Raw genomic sequence first — 18717 nt, 5'->3', positions numbered from 1 at the left:
GCCTCAGAAACCCGCCACCACAAACTCACAGCTCGACCAGCCCGGCCCGTGCCGGGCCCGGCAAGCCTGTGGACTTAATCAACAGTCGAAAGGCCCTGCGCCCATAAGAGCTAGCTAAAAACACTTAGTCAGTAACAGGTATCAAGACAACAGCGCATACAGGCCACACCGCCGAACCACAACACTTAGAACGAGGAAAAGCCATGATTGAGAAAAAGACAACATTCTTCAGCGAAGGCAGCCGTCTTCAGGCCAGCATCTACTACCCTGACGACCTGTCCCAGGCCGGCCCCCACCCCGCCCTCATCGTGAACTCCGGATATCAGGGCTTCAACAACTTCTACCCCAAGATGTTCGCTGAGAACCTGACCAAGCGCGGATACATTTGCCTCGGCTTTGATTACCGCGGCATGGCCGACAGCGAGGGCCCCAAAGGCACCGTGCTGATCGAACAGCAGGTCGAAGACGTCCGCAACGCCATCACCTTCATGCAGGCCCAGGACGAGGTCGACAACTCCCGCATTGGCCTCATCGGCTGGGGCATGGGGGCCGCCAACGTCGTTCTGGCCGGGGAAAAGGCAAAGAACGTCGCCGGAGTCGCGGCGCTGAACGGCTTCTACGACGGAGAACGTTGGCTGAAGTCCATCCACACCTACGATGAGTGGACCAAGATCCTCGACGAAGTCCAGGAAGACCGCACCCGCCGGGTTCTCGAAGGCGAATCCAAGCTCGCCGACACTTTCCACCACTACCCGCTGGACCCCGCAACCAAGGACTACGTCGGCAAGGAACTTGAACAGGTCTACGGTTTCGGGCACCCGACCCGCCTGCAGTTCACCGAATCCATCATCGACACGAAGGTGGAACGCGCGGTGAAGTACCTGTCCCCGACACCGCTGTTCATCGCCCACGGCGAAAACAACACCCTGCACCCGTTCGAGGAAGCGGCCTCGCTGTACGAGGCGGCAGAATCCCCGAAGACGCTCTACACCGTGAAGGGCCGGCACAACGACTTCATGTACGGCGACCACCCTGAATTCATCGAGATGTGCGACCGGCTTCAGGAATTCTTCGACAAGGCCTTCGCAACCAGCGCAACGCCTTCACGCATCACTTCCGCCTGACACCGAGGGGTTTCTTGCCGGCCCTGTAGGGCCGGCAGGAAACCCTCACCCTCCCCTATCCACCTCAGCAGCCCTTAAGCCAGCCGCAGGCCGGCCATGGAACGCACTGCCTGGCACACAAAGGACCCCGGCTGGCCCCCTGCAGCGGGGCTAACCGGCTACGAAGCCGGCACAGAAGCACACTAAGACGGGAACCATGATAGACATCCGAGACGACCTCACCACTCGCGCCGCCTACGTCTCCGACGCGTCCATCTACCGCAGGGTCCCGGCAGCAGTCGTCGAACCGCGCAGCGTTGAGGAAGTCCGTGAAGCGCTGGCCCTGGCACACTCTCGCGGGTGGCCGGTCATCTCCCGTGGCGGAGGGACATCCGTGGCCGGCAACGCCATGGGCGAGGGCTTGGTCATCGACACCTCTCGGCATTTCAACCGAATCAAACACATCGACCCAGAAACCATGACCGCCACAATCGAACCCGGCGTGATTTGCGACCAGCTGCGCGAAGCTGCCTCCGAATTCGGCCTCACCTACGGACCGGACCCCTCTACCCACGCCCGGTGCACGATCGGAGGGATGGTCGCGAACAACGCCTGTGGATCCCACTCCGTGGCCTGGGGTACCAGCGCAGACAACCTCGTGGCCGTCAAAGTCATGCTGGATGACGGAAGCGAAATCGAACTAGGCCAGGGCTTCACCTCTGAACCCCGAATCACTGATGCACTTACCGCCCTGCGCGATAAGCACCTGGCCATGCTTCGCACCGAACTTGGCCAGTTCCCCCGCCAGGTTTCCGGTTACGGTCTGCACTACCTGCTGAGCGAGAACGGCTTCGACGCCGCCAAAGCCTTCGCCGGGACGGAAGGCACCTGTGGCATCATCACCGAGCTCACCGTAAAACTAGTCCGCAAGCCGGCACACACCGCTTTGGCGGTCCTCGGATTCGAAGACGTCTTCGCTGCGGCGACCGCGGCCCCCAAGCTTCGCCTCCCGGGCGTTTACACCATCGAAGGCATGGGAGCGGATCTCATCCAAGCCCTTCAAACCCGGCCAGGCAGGGAAACGGCAGGATCAGAACTGCCCCAAGGCGGAGGATGGCTCTACTGCGAAGTCGGAGCGGACACCCTTCAGGAGGCCGAGGTACGTGCCCTTGAACTGCCCGGCCTGATATCCGAGAAGGTCGTCGACTCCATCGTCGTGCCCGAGGGTCCACTGGCCAAAGCCCTCTGGAACATTCGTGAAGCAGGCGCCGGGATCGTCACCCGCCTGCCTGAAGGCGGGGAAGCATGGCCCGGCTGGGAAGATTCAGCCGTTCCTCCCCACCGTTTCGGCGAATACCTGCGTGACCTCTACGACTTGCTGGACGAACTCGACCTGTCCGGCATCCCGTTCGGCCACTTCGGCGAAGGATGCGTCCACATCCGGATCTCCTTCGATTTCACCAATGACGCCGGTGTCGCCGCCTACCGCAACTTCATCGAAAAAGCCGCAAAACTGGTCCACCGCTACGGAGGATCCGTTTCCGGTGAACACGGCGATGGACGGGCCCGATCTGAACTGCTGGCCACTATTTACACACCTGAAGCCCTCACATCCTTCAGCGAGTTTAAAAACATCTTCGACCCAAAGGGCTTTTTCAACCCCGGGGTGCTCGTAGACCCCGAACCCATCGACCAAGGGATCCGCCCCGGTCCCGGTGCCCGCACCTTCGAACTGACACCGGTCCACGCCTTCACCCATGACGGTGGTTCCTTCGCCAACGCCGTAAACCGCTGCGTCGGAGTAGGGGCGTGCCGTTCGGATGCCGGTGCAATGTGCCCGTCCTTCCAGGCAACCAAAGACGAAGTCCATTCAACCCGCGGCCGCGCCCGGTCCCTGGCAGAAATGCTCAGGGGCGAAAGCATCACTGACGGGTGGAAATCAAAGGAAACCCTCGAAGCCCTCGACCTGTGCCTGTCCTGCAAAGCCTGCGCCACCGAATGCCCCGTCAACGTCGACATGGCCACATACAAAGCTGAATTTCTCCACCATCACTACCGCCACGGGTTGCTCTCCTTCATCGGCAAGAACCGAAGGCCGATGGCCCATTTCACCATGGGCTGGATGCCTTACCTCATGCGGATCACTCAACGCATACCGTTCGCCTTCCGCCTCATTAACCGCATTGAAGCGTTCCGCCCGATCGAAGAACTGACCAAGCGCCTGGGCGGCATCGAGACAAAGCGACGGATGATTACCTTCGCACCTCAACCCTTGACGGCATGGTTCCGCCGCAGGCACCCAGCTGCAGCGGAGGTCGAAGACACCCGTGAGTCGGTTGTCATCTGGCCGGATACGTTCACCAACTTCTCAGCCGACGCACCAGGGAAGGCAGCAGTCGACGTCCTGGAGGCGATGGGATACCGCGTCCTGATGCCCATGGGAGACGTTTGCTGCGGCCTGACCTGGCACTCCACCGGGCAACTGGACATGACCAAAAAGGTTCTGCGGAACACCCTGGATGTCATGGAGCCCCTGCTGCGGGCCGGATACCCGGTGATCGGTCTGGAACCATCGTGCACCGTCATGCTTCAGGACGAAATCACTGAGCTGCTCCCGGACGATGACCGCGCTGCCCTTGTCTCCAAACTCACGCAAACCCTCGGTTCATTCACCGCCCAGCACCTCGAAGACGGCAAGCCCTGGCCGTTCGGGAAGCTGTCCGGCGATGCAGGGCCGGCTGAAGCGTTGTGCCAGGTGCACTGCCATCAAAAGTCCGCCCTTGGATATGACCCCGAACTCAGCGTCATGGAAAAGCTCGGCGTCAACACCACCGTCATCGGTGGCGGCTGCTGCGGATTGGCTGGTAACTGGGGCTTCGAACCAGGCCACTACGAAATTTCCCAAACGCTGGGTGAGCGCGAACTGTTCCCCGCTATCCGCAACGCATCGGACGGCACCATGATTCTTGCTGATGGCTTCTCGTGCAGGACTCAGATCGCGCAAGGAACCTCCGCCGATGGTGTGCACCTCGCCCAGATTATGCTCCAAGCCCTGGACAGCGTAGACGAGTGACCCTTTGCCTGCAGGCGCCGCATGTGCACCCAAGCCGGTTACTCCGCAGCAGGTCGTACAGCTTTCTCTGGCCACAGTGCCGCGCCGACTGAAGGCTCAGCCGGGTAAATCCGCGCAAGAAGTAACCAGCACGAACTCCACACCATGAACAAACACACCATGAAGGTCACAAGCCAATGACGTCGACGATGAGCGATCACACCGATATTTCACCCAAAAAGGAGAACCAGTCCACTAAATCTGCCGGACACCTCATCGTGGACACCCTGGTGTCACACGGAATCAAACGGGCCCACGTGGTGCCCGGCGAAAGCTTCCTTGACGTCCTGGACGGGCTTCACGGCTCCCCCATCGAGACGATCGTCTGCTGGCATGAAGGCGGCGCAACCTACATGGCCGAAGCCGACGGCAAGATGAACCAGCTGCCCGGCATCGCCATGGTTACCCGCGGCCCCGGTGCGGCGAACGCGCACGTGGGCTTGCACACGGCGTGGCAGGACTCCACGCCCATGGTCCTTTTCGTGGGGCTGATTCCGTTTGCCCACCGCGACCGCGAAGCCTTCCAGGAATTCGACATCAAAGCCTGGTTCGATACCGGCGCCAAGCGCGTGATGGTCCTCGACCACGCGGAGCGCGCCTCCGAAATCGTTGCCGAAGCACTGTTCGCGGCCATGAGCGGCCGCCCAGGGCCGGTCGTCGTCGGCCTGCCCGAGGACATCATCCGCCAGCAAATCCCGGCCGAACTCCACCCCCCGATTCCCGTAGCCACCGGCGGCATGACCACCACGGACTCGGAAGCCCTGGCCGCTGCCCTCGCCGCGTCGAGCAAGCCCTTGTTCGTTACCGGCGGGAACGACTGGACCCAAGAGGGCGCCGACCAGCTCACCGCGTGGCTGGAAAAGCACCACATCCCCGCCGCCGCCGAATGGCGGACCGAAGGGACTGTCCCCTTCGATTCGCCCTCCTACGTCGGCCCCATCGGTTACGGCCGCCCCCGCCCCACCTATGACCTGCTCGAAGAGACCGACCTGCTGGTCTTCGTGGGCACCGTACCCGGCGATGTCATCACCGACGGATTCCTCTGCCGGCAGGACTGGAACAAGAAAAACTTCCTCGTCACCATCGACCCGTCACTCCGCGGCCGCTCCGGCCCGGTCTCCTACCAGATCGTCGCCAAACCGGATGTCTTCATCCGGGACCTCGCCAAGATCGAACTGCCCGTCAAGGACGAATGGAAGGCCTGGACGGCCCGGATGCGCGGCGAGCAGGTTGCCTTCGCGGCACTTCCGCCCGCAACGCCGTCGGACGGTCCTGCACGCATGGACACGCTGATGGCCAACCTCGTCCCCACCCTGCCCGAGGACGCGATGGTCACCCTCGGCGCAGGCGAGCACACCAACTGGGCCCACCGCTACTTCCCCACCCAGCGCTACGCCTCCATGATCAGCGCCCGCAACGGCTCGATGGGCTACTCGGTGCCGTCCGCCGTCGCCGCGTCTTTGGAGTACCCGCGTGGTGACGATCGCCGGTGACGGTGAGTTCCTGATGAACGGCCAGGAGCTGGCCACCGCCGCGCAGTACGGTGCAACGCCTTTGGTGATCGTGATGGACAACCAGGAATACGGCACCATCCGCACGCACCAGGAACGCCATTACCCGGAGCGGGTGTCCGGAACGCAGCTGAAGAATCCGGAGTTCGCGCTCATGGCCCAGGCCTTTGGCGGTTTCGGCATCAAAGTCGAACGCGACGCGGATATCCCGGCGGCCATCGACGCCGCGCTCAAAGCGATCGATGAGGACCAGGTCTTTGCGCTCATCCACCTCGTGGTCGAGCAACGCGTCAAAGCCTACTAACCCCCCACTATTGAACCTGCCCAAGCCTTTCCTGATACCCCTAGGACTTCCATGACCGTTTCTGAGATTTCCCCTGCCGTCACTTCCGACCGGGAACAAGCCCTGCTCGCCTCGGTGCCGACCGGTCTTTTGATCGGCGGTGGGTGGCGGGAGGCGTCCGACGGCGGCACGTTCGACGTGCACGATCCCGCCACCGGGCAGGTGCTGGCCACCCTTGCCTCGGCCACGAGCGAGGATGCGATCGCCGCACTGGACGCGGCCGACGCCGCCCAGGCGTCCTGGGCCCGCACCGCTCCCCGGGAACGCGCCGAGATCCTCCGCCGCGCGTTTGACCTGGTGACCGAGCGGGTGGAGGACTTCGCGCTGCTGATGACCCTGGAAATGGGCAAGCCCCTCGCCGAGGCCAGGGGTGAGGTGACGTACGGGGCGGAGTTCCTGCGCTGGTTTTCCGAGGAAACCGTGCGTGATTATGGCCGCTACCTCACTTCTCCGGAGGGGAAGAACAAGATCCTGGTCCAGCACAAACCCGTCGGACCCTGCCTGCTGATCACCCCGTGGAACTTCCCCCTCGCCATGGCCACCCGCAAAGTGGCACCCGCCGTAGCGGCAGGTTGCACCATGGTCCTGAAGCCCGCGAAGCTGACCCCTTTGACGGCGCAGTACTTCGCGCAGACCATGCTCGACGCCGGGCTGCCAGCCGGGGTCCTCAACGTTGTCTCCTCGTCTTCGGCGTCGGGGATCTCCGGGCCGTTGTTGAAGGACTCCCGCCTGCGGAAGGTGTCTTTCACCGGGTCCACCACCGTGGGCAAGCGGCTCATGGCGGATGCGGCGCAGAGTGTGCTGCGAACCTCTATGGAGCTCGGCGGGAACGCCCCCTTCATCGTGTTCGAAGACGCCGACCTCGACGCCGCCGTCGAAGGGGCCATCGCGGCGAAAATGCGGAACATGGGCGAAGCCTGCACCGCAGCCAACAGGTTCCTCGTCCACGCATCCGTCGCCCAGGAATTCACGGCCAAGTTCGCCGCCGCCATGGGCTCCCTGACCACCGGTCGCGGCACCGACCCCGCCACCAAGGTCGGACCGCTGATCGATGGCGGTGCCCGGGATGACGTGCACGCCCTCGTCACTGCCGCCGTGGACGCCGGGGCGGTTGCCGTCACCGGCGGCGCGCCCGTCGATGGTCCGGGCTACTTCTACCAGCCCACCGTCCTCGGCAACGTTCCCAACGACGCGGCGATCCTGAGCCAGGAAATCTTCGGCCCAGTCGCCCCCGTCACCACCTTCACCACCGAAGAAGAAGCCATCCAGCTCGCCAACGCCTCCGAGTACGGGCTGGCCTCGTACCTCTACAGCCGCGATTTCAACCGGCTCCTGCGGGTGGCGGAGCAGATCGAGTTCGGCATGGTCGGGTTCAACGCCGGCGTCATCTCCAACGCCGCAGCCCCCTTCGGCGGCGTCAAGCACTCCGGCCTCGGGAGGGAAGGCGGCTCCGAAGGCATCGCCGAATACACCACCACCCAGTACATCGGCATCACCAACCCCTACGCTAACTAACGTTTGCAAGCGCAAGCCTTGACCCATTAAACCCTGCAACGGGTCCTTCTCCTCGCAACGTGGAGGACCCGTTGCAGTACACACTGCCCATTACCGCTCCGACACCACACCCTACTTGGGCACAGACTCTAGGCGTATCCCGAAAGACCTTACCCATGACAACAGATGCCCCAGTAACGGCGACTAACGCTCCATTGCGCGAAGCGGGCGGCACGCACAACACACCGGATCCATGCGAAGACGATTGCTTCTTTTGCGTAGCACCTGAGACCGATTGAAGACAGGCCGGTCCTGCAGAGGCGCCTCAGGAGCATACTTGACAGGCTGTCGGTGACGGTCGAAAAGTGAGCCATTGTGACGGTTGAAAACTGAGCCACCCGTTCCAAACGATTGGGTGGGTAATCACAGTGGAGGATTGGGCGCTTATTCGGCGGTTGCATCTGGCCGAGGGTGAATCGATGAGGTCGATAGCGGCGCGGTTGGGGATCTCCAGGAACACGGTCGCGAAGGCGGTTAGCTCCGACGGTCCGCCAGCATACGTCCGGGCGCCGCAGGACTCCGGGATCAAGGCTGTAGAACCGGCTATCCGTGCGTTGCTGATGGAGAACCCGCGGATGCCGGCGACGGTGTTGGCTGAACGGGTGGGCTGGTCGGGGTCCCCGGCTTGGTTCCGGGAGAACGTTGCCAGGATCCGGCCCGAGTATGCCCCGGCCGATCCCGCTGACCGGATTTCTTACGATCCCGGGGATCAGGCGCAGTGCGACCTGTGGTTCCCGGAGGTCCGGATACCCGTAGGTGCCGGCAAAGCCAGGGTGTTGCCGGTGCTGGTGATGGTGTCCTCGCATTCACGGTTCATCATGGCCCGGATGATCCCATCCCGGATGACCGGGGACCTGCTGGCCGGAATGTGGGAACTGCTCGGTGGGTTGGGTGCGGTTCCGCGGCGGCTGATCTGGGACAACGAAACCGGCATCGGTCGGCGGAACAGCTACGCCGCCGGAGTCGCGGCGTTCGCCGGGGTCCTGGCCACCAGGATCGTGCAGGTCAAACCCTACGACCCGGAGAGCAAGGGCGTGGTGGAGAGGGCCAACCAGTTCCTGGAGACCTCCTTCCTGCCGGGCCGGGTCTTCGCCTCTCCGGAGGACTTCAACACCCAGCTCGGGCAGTGGCTGCCGAAGGCCAATGCCCGGCTCGTCAGGCGAACCGGCGCCCGCCCCTCGGACCTGCTCGGTGCAGACAAAGCGGCCATGCTGGCGCTGCCACCGGTTCCACCCGTCACCGGCTTCACCGCGCGGGTCCGGCTCCCCAGGGACTACTACGTCCGGATGGGATCAAACGACTATTCCGTTCACCCGCAGGCCATCGGCCGGTTCGTCGACGTCACCGCCAGCCTCACCACCGTCACGATCAGCCTGGACGGCCGATGCGTCGGCACCCACACCCGGTCCTGGGGCGCCGGTCTGACCATCACTGACCCGGACCATGTTGAGGCGGCAAGGGCACTGCGGAAGGCCTTCCAAACCCCTCACCCGGTGGGCGAAACAACCGGGCTGCGGGACCTTGCGGACTACGACCGGGCGTTCGGGGTTGTCCTGGATGACGGGCAGGTCGCCTGATGCCGGCCGCTAAGGAAACCATCGGCCAGATCGATTACTACTCCCGGGCGATGAAAGCACCCCGGATCCGGGAAGCAGCAACCCGGCTCGCGGACCAGGCCCGTGAAGGAGGCTGGACCCACGAGGAATACCTCGCCGCGGTCCTGTCCCGGGAAGTCGCAGCCAGGGAAGCCTCCGGCGCCGAGATCAGGGCCCGCGCCGCCGGGTTCCCGGCCCGTAAATCACTCGAGGACTTCAACTTCGATCACCAGCCCGGCCTCAAACGCGACACCATCGCGCACCTGGCCACCGGCGCGTTCCTCACCGAAGCATCCAATATTGTCCTGCTCGGACCACCAGGCACCGGCAAAACCCACCTCGCCACCGGCCTCGGACTACGCGCCACCCAGCTCGGTCACCGGGTCCTGTTTGCCACCGCCATCGACGGGGTCGCCCGGCTCCAAGCCGCCCACCAGAACGGCAGACTGCCCCAAGAACTGGTCAGGCTGCGCCGCTACGGACTAATCATCGTGGACGAAGTCGGCTACATCCCCTTCGAGCAGGACGCCGCAAACCTCTTCTTCCAACTGGTCTCATCCCGCTACGAACACGCCTCGCTGATCCTGACCTCGAACCTGCCCTTCGCCCGCTGGGGCGATGTCTTCGGCGACCAAGTCGTTGCCTCGGCCATGATCGACCGCATCGTCCACCACGCCGAAGTCATCACCCTCAAAGGCTCCAGCTACCGCCTCAAACACACCCAAGTAGACTCGCTGCCCTCGACAAAACTGGAAAATACGGCAAAATAACCAGCGTCAAAGTGGCTCACTTTTCAGCCCGCGAAATGGCTCACTTTTCGACCATCGCTGACACAGGCTCATCCATCTCAGCTGGACCCCGCATCCAGATGTGCGCGCACGATCCGTTAGGCGATCAGAACCAGCGAGGCGAGACTGAGCGGAATCCTAGTACTGGTCCTTGTCCAGCGGTTCCTAACATCAGACGTTGTCGTCACCTGGCCGGGTCATCCCGCTTAACCGCCACGGTTCTCTCTATGCACAATAGCTGCAGCTCTCGAAAGGAAGACTAACGGGATTGGGACTGTCCGATAAACGGTGTGTGGACTCGGCCGGTTCTCATTATCAAATGGTTCTTTCGAATCAGCCCGCGAAGGTGAATCGCGAACGCGTTCAGCGCAGGGATTCCACCTCATCACCCAGGATGGCCGGCATCGCCGGTGGAATCAAGAGATCTGGTGACCAGGTACAGGCATTTCAGCGCGCGGTCTCGTTCGGAGAGTGCCCGGGGGCCCTGACAGCCCTTTGGTAGCGGGCGTGGATCGACTCGATCGCGCTCGTCGTGCGGATCACCTGCCGGACCTCCATGTTGTACTTAGAATAGGCACGAATTCAACCCAGGAGGCTTCCCAGAGCCGCACGATGACCGGATATCGCTGGCCCCATTCGGCGGTGAACTCGGCGAATTGATCCTTCGCCGCTTGCTCGGAAGGCGCCGTGTAAACCGGCTTTGAGCACCTTGACGGTACCGTTGCGGCGCTGGCGTCCGGCGTAGCGGAAGCTGTTGCAGATCAGGTGCAGGAAGCAGGGGCGACGATTGTTGTCCGGGAGTTGCGATCTCAGTCAGAAGGGCTCGTTGGTGGCTTGTACGTGAAGCAGAGGGCGGCAAGAATTAGGGCTGTCCCTGCCGAACCCAGCAGGAAGGTGTCAACCGCTGCCGGACCGCCCCAATAATCCATTGCCAATCCAAGGCCGAGAACCGGTAGGGCGCTGCCGAGATAAGTGAAGACGTACATCAGACTGAGCGTCTGAGATGCCGTTTCACGAGGCAACTTTGAGTTGAGTGCCGCAAAAAGAGTGCGGAAGGCGACGCCCTGGCTCAGCCCCATTATGATTGCAGCGAAGAATAGCAGCCCTGCGATCTGCTGCGACTGGGCAATGATAATCAGCACAAGACCGGTAACCATCACAACTAAACTGATTGCTGCTTTGTGCCGCCCTCGGACCGGCAACAGTTGGGCGCAGGCGGACGCACCCAGCACCAGCGCCCCCGGAAGTCCCCCCATGATTCGGGAGTCCCCGAGCATTGCGGCGTGTAAGGACGGGGCAACGGAAAGAAAGAATCCAAACACAGCAAAAGACAAAAATCCAACGCCTGAGGTGAGAAAAAATGGTTTAAAAGTCTTTTGAGGAAGAGTTGGGCGAGGAGGACGCAAAGTCCTCCAATAACCATGCCGCGGGGTAGCCATAGCTGGAGGATTCGCCCGGACTATGGATAGGAAGACAGCTGCCAGCATAGTTAGCACGAGATACACAGCGAACGGTAGCTTCACCGGATCTCCAAGCTCGGACAACCACCCACCGACGAGGGGCCCAGCCGCGCCTCCACCCACAGACGTCAGCAAGATAATGCGGGCGGAGAGGCTGTGTCTACCTGGCAATAGATCCCTGAGGGCTGCTGCTCCGGCACCAAAAGATAAAGCGACGGCTACACCATGAAGCGCCCGGCCAGCCAGCAGTTCAGGCAGGCCAGAGGCAAAGAGAAGAACAACAGCGGCAAGAACGCTAATCGCCAGGCTCACGACGAGCACTACCCTACGGCCCATGTACTCCGACCAGTGACCGACGAGGGGCAACCCGAGGACGACCGGCAAGACATAGGCCACAAAAGCGGCCGTCACAGCGCTGTTGTCCAACGCCATGCGATCTTGGAACACAGGAAAAAGTGGCGTCATCAAATTCGTGCCCAGAGGGAGCAGGCCAATGCTGACAGCGGCAAGCCCAATTCGAGCCGCCCGGGGCGCGTCCCAGCCGCGAGGCTCAGGGATCGGGAGAAGCAGGAGCTCTCGGACAAGGTTCAGCAGCACTCCATGACTCCAATCTTTCAAGTAGCGGTGCCGACAGTCGACTGGGATTTGTCCGAAAGCGACTGCCCGGAAAGGTTTCGGCCATGAAATTGATCTGCACCTCGCCGATTACGAAAAATCGCTCTCCCCCACCAGAGACCGGCCATGAACTCCGTCAGGTTTCCCTCTGAGCCTCCGCCCCTGCATCATGGCTTCTAACGTGCTACATGATCGGCGCGGTATCCCTGCCACTGCCGGCTGGAAGCGACCTCAAAGGCCGATCGGCCGTCTCCCTGCGTAGCACACTGAGCGACTGTCGTGTCGTTTACGGCCTCGAATTGACGTCGCAGCCGCTAGTGCTGGGCAATGAACTCCAGAAGCTTCGCATTGAACGCAGGGTATTCGTTGAGGTAGGGGTCGTGACCGCTCTGCTCGAATACAGTTAGGCGACCGTCAGGCAAAGTGTCGGCAAACCAGCGCATACCCTCAAGCTCGTAGAACGGCGTGTGGCGACCCGTCATGACGAGCGTCGGAACTACGACCCTCGGCACGACGTCCCGCCAGTCGGAGACCATGTGGTCGATAAGTAGGCGGCGTGCCTTATCGAACGGATAGGTTTCCCAAGAAGGCTCGATTGTGTCGACCAACTGCTTCACATAGTCGGGCATGGCCGGTTCACGCCCGTTGTCAAACCACTCGAAACGAAAAGTGGCCGCGTCGAAGACGTTCTGCTCATTGATGCCGCGTATTCCCCACTGCCATTCCTTGTCGTTGACGATTTTCGGCGATTGATCAACGGCGACAAACGCGGACACGCGTTCCCAGGGATCCGCCGCGATCGAGAAATGAGCCAGACTCACATTCACCCCCATCGAGTGACCGACAAGGACAACGTCACGAAGATCTAAGGCCGTCAAAAGTTCACCAAGATCCAGAGCAAGGCGGCTCATCCTCTGTCCGTGCTCGGGAAAGTCGGAGCGCCCGTGGCACCTATGGTCGTATCTGATGACGCGGTGTCCCGCTTGCACAAGAGCATCGCGCTGCCACACGAAATGCGCGCCTTGACCCTGGAACCCGGAGGCGAAGACAACAGGGCGCCCCTCCCCCTCATCGTCATAACGGAGGGTCACCCCATCGGACGTCTGAAAGGCCAGGTTAGTACCGCTCATTTGGCAACTTCCTTTCGATATTCACAGCATTCGATTCGATGTAGGGGCAGTATTTGCGGTGGCCTGTACATCGAATGGCAGCAACTAGTCCCGTAATCACCCGCAGGTGACTCGAGTAACTGGCGGTCTTGTCCATTGGAGTCGCATCAGCGAACTGCCTCAGAATCGTTCCGTTTCCAATGCCGCGGGGGAACGGTATGTCTTTGGAGGTGTCACTGACGCCCGATACGGGTGTAGATGTCGGGCTTCCTGCTGCGGTACACCAGGGCCGATGAAACACCAAGAATGAAGAGGCCAAATATGACCAACAAGAGCGCGCTGGCAACGGCGCTGGAGCCGCCGACCAACATCGGGAAGTTCACAATTGCCAGCAGCAAAGCGCTTCCCAGACCCATGGCGGCTAAAATCGGGCAAACAACCGTCGCCCAAGCGGAGGCCAACGGGCCGCCTTTGCGGCGCATGTAAAGGAAGACAGCCACGTTGCAGATGAAAATGATCAGCAGAGCGATCATGCTGGTCATTCCCAGCACCGCCGTGTAGAAGGCTAGAGGGTCAACTCCCAGCACAACGACCGCTGTGTTGAGAACTAGTGCAGCAGCGCTTGTCGCGACAGAAGCCACATGGGGCGAGCCGTGGCGCTTATGCACAGCAGACATTCTTGTGGGGAAAATCTTATCTGCGCTGAGATTGAAAACGTAGCGGGCGGTAATGTTATGAGCTGCCAGGATCACCGCGAACGTGCTCGTAATCACCATGACCGTTGCCAGGTCAAAAAGGAGGGAACCACCAAAGGTTGCGATGCTGGTGTTCATCGCGCCGGTTGGATCTTCTTGCGCCATTGCCACCACCTTGTCGATACCCAACGAGTTAGCGAACATAAGCGATGACAATGCATAGATCGTCATTGCAATGGCAATAACCGCAAACGTGGCCCGTGGGATGATACGCACAGGATTGCGGACTTCCTCACGAAACAGGACAGTAACCTCGAAACCGCCGTACATGCCGATCGCAAGAAGAAGTCCCAGACTGAAGTTGCCGTCCAACCAATGCGAGGGGCTAAGGGGTTCCAGAGAAATCCCGGAACCGTCGGCTCCTCCGTTCACGAGAACAAGCAGGTCGTAGGCAACGATGATGAGGATTTCGGCAAATAGAAACAGCGCCAATACCTTCGCCGAGAGTTCAACCTTGAGATATCCCAGAACAGCGGAGGCCAGCCAGAATGCTGCTCCCCACACATACCAAGGCATTTCAGGTCCATTGAGCGTGTTGGTTACCAGTTCACCCAGGACTATTCCGCCAAATGAGAACGTGCCGGCGTACACGCCGAAGTAGGCAAGCAGCGCCACGAAGCCAGAGCCGAGTCCGATAGCGCGCCCAAGACCGGCAGTGATAAGGGCATAGAAGCCACCGGGATTAGGAAGAACCCTTGCCATCCGTGTGAAACCCACTGAGAACAACGCAAGAATTAGCCCGGCACCTATGAATGAAAGGGGTGTCCCCAGCCCGGCACCTTCCATCACCATAATGGGGATGACGCCAATCACGACCACCATAGGCGCGTTATAGGCCATCACACTGAATATCAGCTGGAAAAAGCCCATATTGCCCTTGAGGTGGGGCTGCGACTGCGGTGTCCGTTCTGTCGCTGCTGGAATCGTCGCTTCCATCATCGTTCCCTTCTAAGTCGAAAATCAGGGTCGTATTCAACACCCCTGAGACGGCCCCTCAATCTCCTATGCTGGAAATTGGATCTGACTGCCTCTTTGCAAGCGGCCTGGGCCGTGATGCCAGTTGCTGGGTAGCCTGTGCAAGTAGGAATTGCTGCGTCCCGCCTCCATTTGGAGCTTGATCATAATGCACCTGTATGGACCCTCACGGCATTGGGTGTTTCACAAAGAGCAGCGCTGGATGTTGGCCGCGTCACAGCCGGTAAAGGTTAGACGGCCGTTGCCTAGACATGTGAATGGGCCAGCCCGAACCAGTCTGGCAATCACGGGCCGCCGCAGTGGCAAGCAGATGGTTCAGCAGCAAACTCCTCCCTGCTCAGCCCAACGAATCCGGCCCGTCTCCCCGTTGGTGCACTGGGGAGACGAGCCGAATAAGGTACTGTTCGGGATGAGTTGAGTAAGAGGGAGCGCTGACGTCTGCGTCACGCGCCCTTCAAATGTCGGTCTACGTGGAGCCGGGGACGGAAAGTGCCCGGACTGCTGTGGCGTTGTCTATCGCTCCTAGGTGGTCGCCTGCAGGGGACTCGACCAGCACCGGACGTCCGCTACGGATGAGTTCTTGCATCACGCCTGCCAGAAGTTCGTCACCTTTTACGTTAGAAGTCCGGATCTCCAAGGACCCTAGAACCCGCCGTGGCTCGTTGAGTTGGAAAAGGTCTTGCGCCGTGATGAGGAATGGTGCACGGGCATCGGGACGAACCAGGGCCGAGCCACTTCCGTTCTGGGCGAAAGCCGCAAGGGCTGCCTCGATGGGCAATTCGGCTGGCAGTTCCGGGACAGCTTGTGCGATGGTCGCTGCACGAACAACTTTGGAGCGCGGGGCCTCCACCGCGAAGCGGCGGACATAGTCATCAGCAGGGTTCAAGACGATGTCTTCCGGCGTCCCCAACTGAACCAGAACACCGTCACGCATGATGGCGATGCGATCTCCCACTTTCAGGGCCTCGGTCAGATCGTGCGTGATGAATACAGAAGTTTGGCTGCCTCCACGAGCGAGCCGCAGCAGTTCGTCCTGTAGATCGGCACGAATCAGCGGATCAAGTGCGCTGAATGGCTCGTCCAATAGCAGAAGCCGGGGGTTTTGGACAAGGGCGCGTGCGAGACCCACACGCTGACGCATGCCGCCACTTAGTTCACTAGGATATTTCTGTTCTGTCCCTGAGAGTCCAACTAGCTCGATCATGCGGTGCGCACGCTCCTCGCGCTCCCGGCGCGGAACGCGGGAAATTTCCAATCCGTACGCGACGTTTTGGAGCACTCGGCGGTGAGGAAGCAACCCGAAGTGTTGGAAAACCATTGCCCAGTCGCGCCTCCGCTGTTGCGACAGCTCCGCATCCGACAATGTCAGTACGTGATTACCATCGATTTTCACGCGTCCGGCTGTGGGCTCGATAAGCCTGGTGAGACAACGGATGAGTGTCGATTTTCCGCTACCCGAAAGCCCCATCACAACGAACGTCTCGCAAGGACGGACATCGAATGAAACACCGCGGACCGCTGTCATGTGGCCCGGAACGTAAGTAGCACCGTCACGGTACTCTTTCAGTGCGCTTTTGGGATTCGGGCCGTACACCTTCCAAAGGTCGTCCACTTCAATCGCGGAGCCGGCAGGGGAAATTTGGGGTCCGGGGATGAGCTGCTGCTCAGTGGGCCGGTGCCGTCGCGCTGCTTGCGGCGACAGAAGTTGCTTCGTCATTTGGCTTCCTAGCTACTTTGGTCGTTGATGTGTGCTGAGCAGATGCGACGAACTGAGCGCATCCGTTGAAGAGGCGGTCTAGAACCACACCCAGTAGGAACATTGCAATGCCGGCCTCCATCCCGGTACCCAGCAAGGCGCGATTGACTGAGGTCAAAATGTTGGCACCGAGGCCAGGTGCACCAATCATGGCGCTTACGACAGCCATGGCGAGAGCCAAAAGCAGTGCCTGGTTGAGGCCGACCATCATTGTTTGCAGCCCCATGGGGATGCGAATTTGCCGCAGGATCTGGCCAGGTCGCGCCCCAAAAATTTGCGCCGCCTCAATCACTTCGTGATCGGCTCCACGAAGCCCTGCGTTAGTAAACCTAATCATCGGGGGAACTGCAGCAATGAAGGTCGCCAGTACTGCAGCTACCTCGCCCACTCCAAGGAGCATGACAGCCGGGATAACCAGGAGATATATCGGCAAAGTCTGCATAACATCCAGCACAGGCCGCAGTATGGCCGCTGCTGTGTTGTTCATAGCCATCAGCACACCGAGAGGGAACCCGATCAGTATCACAAGGACCAACGCGACTGTGACCACTGTCATGGTCTGAACCGTCGATTCCCACATACCTAGGCACCCGATGAATGAGACACCGAGCCCTAGAACGATGCCTTGAAGCTTTCCAATGGTGAATATGCCTAGAACCGCAACGGTCCCGACGACCAGTGGCCAAGGAGTGGCGGCAAAGAAGTTACCGAGCAGGTTGAGACCGTAGGTCTGGGTCAGCCCGCTTAGCGTATCCAGGAAGGGCCCCCACGTGGTCGTCGTCCAAAGGACTGCTGCCTCCACGGGTTCACGTAGCCGTAGCGGAACCCCCCAGGGGGGATCCGAAAAGTATTGCCACCGACCGCGGAAGACCTGAGAGGCAACGACGGTCAGCAAGAAAAGCGTTAAACAGATATGCGCGCGGCCGTAGGGAGCGCGGAAAAACCCGCGAAGCCTTTCGGACCAGCTCAAATTGCCATCGCGATGCGATTTGAAGTGCGAGCCCTCACGGGGAGAGGTAGCCCGATCGATGATGACGGCGACCAGCACGAGAGCAATGCCAGCCTGCAGGGCGTCGCCGAAGGCGAGACGGTTGAGTCCACTCCAGATGGGAGCCCCAAGGCCTGCGGCGCCGACCATTGCTGCCATGGTCGCCATGGCGATTGCGTACATGATCATCTGGTTGCTGCCGGCTCGAATACTGGGTTCAGCCATGGGCAGCTTCACGCCGAACAGGAGCTGACTCCTTGTGGTGCCAAGTGACTTTGCTGCTTCAATCACTTCAGGGGAGACGTTCCTAAGGCCCACGCTAGTCATTCGGGCAAGTGGTGGCAGGGCCCAGATCACCGTCACGACCAGTGCTGCGGCATTTCCTATACCGAAGAGGAAGACAACAGGAACGAGGTAAGCAAATGCCGGGAACGCCTGCATGGCGTCGAGCAGTAACCGCACCAGTGCGTTCATTCGAGGGTTAAGCGAACCCACCAGACCGATGAGGATGCCCAACGTAAATGCCACCGCGACGGCAACAAGCATGAAGGCCATTGTCTCTACGGTGTAATCCCAGTACCCGCTGAGTACAACCCATGCAAACAGGAGCGCTGTAAGTCCTGCTAGCTTCACACCCCGATAATTGGCAATCGCCAGCACTACCGCGGCTGCAAGGATAACGGGTGATATTGAACTAAGTACGGTTAGAAGGCTCTCGAAGGTCTGTTCCAGAAAAGCTGCGAACGGCTTGTAGGCCCAAGGGGCACTTTCAGCAAAGGAGGAAAAACCTGTTTCGAAGGCGGTCCCGACCGGGACCCGCAGTGCCTCGGGGAAGCTCTTTGGTCCAAAAATTACTGCGGCAAGCACAGCAATTGCGACCAAGGCAGCAAGACTGTACTTCGATAGGACTTCGCCGCCCTTACCAGGAGTAAGGCGCATTGCCACGCGGTCCTCCCTTAGGGTACTTGTCATCGTCTTGAGCCAAGCGTGCATCAAGTACTGGGCGAATAGTTTTCCCTGAACCTATTGCCCTAAGTTGTTTGTGCAGGCCGA

General features: G+C 60.7%; 10 protein-coding genes and 2 pseudogenes. 6 read left to right on the top strand and 6 right to left on the bottom strand.

All coding sequences use genetic code 11. The features are described 5' to 3' along the window. Positions 1-203 precede the first annotated feature (203 nt). From ACLH0K_RS00505 to istB, 6 genes and pseudogenes are all read left to right on the top strand, one after another. Positions 204-1124: an alpha/beta hydrolase gene (locus tag ACLH0K_RS00505; RefSeq protein WP_411374930.1), complete on the top strand. Its 921-nt coding sequence runs from the start codon at positions 204-206 to the stop codon at positions 1122-1124. Between the two features lie 196 nt (positions 1125-1320). Then, positions 1321-4176, top strand: a complete 2856-nt coding sequence (locus ACLH0K_RS00500) for an FAD-binding and (Fe-S)-binding domain-containing protein (protein WP_411374929.1) — start codon at positions 1321-1323, stop codon at positions 4174-4176. Positions 4177-4364: 188 nt separating this feature from the next. After that, positions 4365-6030, top strand: a pseudogene (locus ACLH0K_RS00495) (thiamine pyrophosphate-dependent enzyme). A gap of 51 nt (positions 6031-6081) precedes the next feature. Continuing rightward, positions 6082-7584: an NAD-dependent succinate-semialdehyde dehydrogenase gene (locus ACLH0K_RS00490; protein WP_411374928.1), complete on the top strand. Its 1503-nt coding sequence runs from the start codon at positions 6082-6084 to the stop codon at positions 7582-7584. A 407-nt stretch (positions 7585-7991) separates the two neighbouring features. Then, the gene (gene istA, locus ACLH0K_RS00485) at positions 7992-9200 is read left to right on the top strand and encodes an IS21 family transposase (protein WP_411374927.1); all 1209 of its coding nucleotides are present in this window, start codon (positions 7992-7994) and stop codon (positions 9198-9200) included. Then, positions 9200-9988: an IS21-like element helper ATPase IstB gene (istB, locus tag ACLH0K_RS00480; RefSeq protein ID WP_411373718.1), complete on the top strand. Its 789-nt coding sequence runs from the start codon at positions 9200-9202 to the stop codon at positions 9986-9988. Before istA ends, istB begins: the two co-directional genes overlap by 1 nt. Before the next feature lie 465 nt (positions 9989-10453). Here istB and ACLH0K_RS00475 read toward each other — a convergent pair. From ACLH0K_RS00475 to ACLH0K_RS00450, 6 genes and pseudogenes are all read right to left on the bottom strand, one after another. Beyond that, positions 10454-10689 (bottom strand): annotated as a pseudogene (locus ACLH0K_RS00475) (transposase); the annotation flags it as partial. Positions 10690-10815: 126 nt separating this feature from the next. Beyond that, positions 10816-12063 (bottom strand): MFS transporter, encoded by a 1248-nt coding sequence (locus tag ACLH0K_RS00470; protein ID WP_411374926.1) that lies wholly within the window; start codon positions 12061-12063, stop codon positions 10816-10818. 332 nt (positions 12064-12395) lie between these two features. After that, on the bottom strand, positions 12396-13211 hold the full coding sequence (locus ACLH0K_RS00465; protein WP_411374925.1) for an alpha/beta fold hydrolase: 816 nt from the start codon (positions 13209-13211) through the stop codon (positions 12396-12398). 212 nt (positions 13212-13423) lie between these two features. Further along, entirely contained in the window at positions 13424-14884 is a 1461-nt protein-coding gene (locus ACLH0K_RS00460) for an APC family permease (RefSeq protein ID WP_411374924.1), read from the bottom strand. Between the two features lie 502 nt (positions 14885-15386). Continuing rightward, on the bottom strand, positions 15387-16637 hold the full coding sequence (locus tag ACLH0K_RS00455) for a quaternary amine ABC transporter ATP-binding protein (protein WP_411374923.1): 1251 nt from the start codon (positions 16635-16637) through the stop codon (positions 15387-15389). Beyond that, on the bottom strand, positions 16585-18603 hold the full coding sequence (locus ACLH0K_RS00450; protein WP_411376523.1) for an ABC transporter permease: 2019 nt from the start codon (positions 18601-18603) through the stop codon (positions 16585-16587). The genes ACLH0K_RS00455 and ACLH0K_RS00450 overlap by 53 nt, the downstream gene beginning before the upstream one ends. Positions 18604-18717 lie beyond the last annotated feature (114 nt).

The organism is Arthrobacter sp. MPF02 (genome assembly GCF_046605375.1).
Taxonomy (GTDB): domain Bacteria; phylum Actinomycetota; class Actinomycetes; order Actinomycetales; family Micrococcaceae; genus Arthrobacter.
Note: the sequence above shows the minus strand (reverse complement) of the source record. Positions and strands in the feature narration are given on the sequence as shown.

What these genes read in the sequence shown, in the direction of transcription:
- ACLH0K_RS00505 (WP_411374930.1), top strand. Translation starts at nt 204, where the DNA reads ATGATTGAGAAAAAGACAACATTCTTCAGCGAAGGCAGCCGTCTTCAG.
- ACLH0K_RS00500 (WP_411374929.1), top strand. Translation starts at nt 1,321, where the DNA reads ATGATAGACATCCGAGACGACCTCACCACTCGCGCCGCCTACGTCTCC.
- ACLH0K_RS00490 (WP_411374928.1), top strand. Translation starts at nt 6,082, where the DNA reads ATGACCGTTTCTGAGATTTCCCCTGCCGTCACTTCCGACCGGGAACAA.
- istB (WP_411373718.1), top strand. Translation starts at nt 9,200, where the DNA reads ATGCCGGCCGCTAAGGAAACCATCGGCCAGATCGATTACTACTCCCGG.
- ACLH0K_RS00465 (WP_411374925.1), bottom strand. Translation starts at nt 13,211, where the DNA reads ATGAGCGGTACTAACCTGGCCTTTCAGACGTCCGATGGGGTGACCCTC.
- ACLH0K_RS00460 (WP_411374924.1), bottom strand. Translation starts at nt 14,884, where the DNA reads ATGATGGAAGCGACGATTCCAGCAGCGACAGAACGGACACCGCAGTCG.
- ACLH0K_RS00455 (WP_411374923.1), bottom strand. Translation starts at nt 16,637, where the DNA reads ATGACGAAGCAACTTCTGTCGCCGCAAGCAGCGCGACGGCACCGGCCC.
- ACLH0K_RS00450 (WP_411376523.1), bottom strand. Translation starts at nt 18,603, where the DNA reads ATGCGCCTTACTCCTGGTAAGGGCGGCGAAGTCCTATCGAAGTACAGT.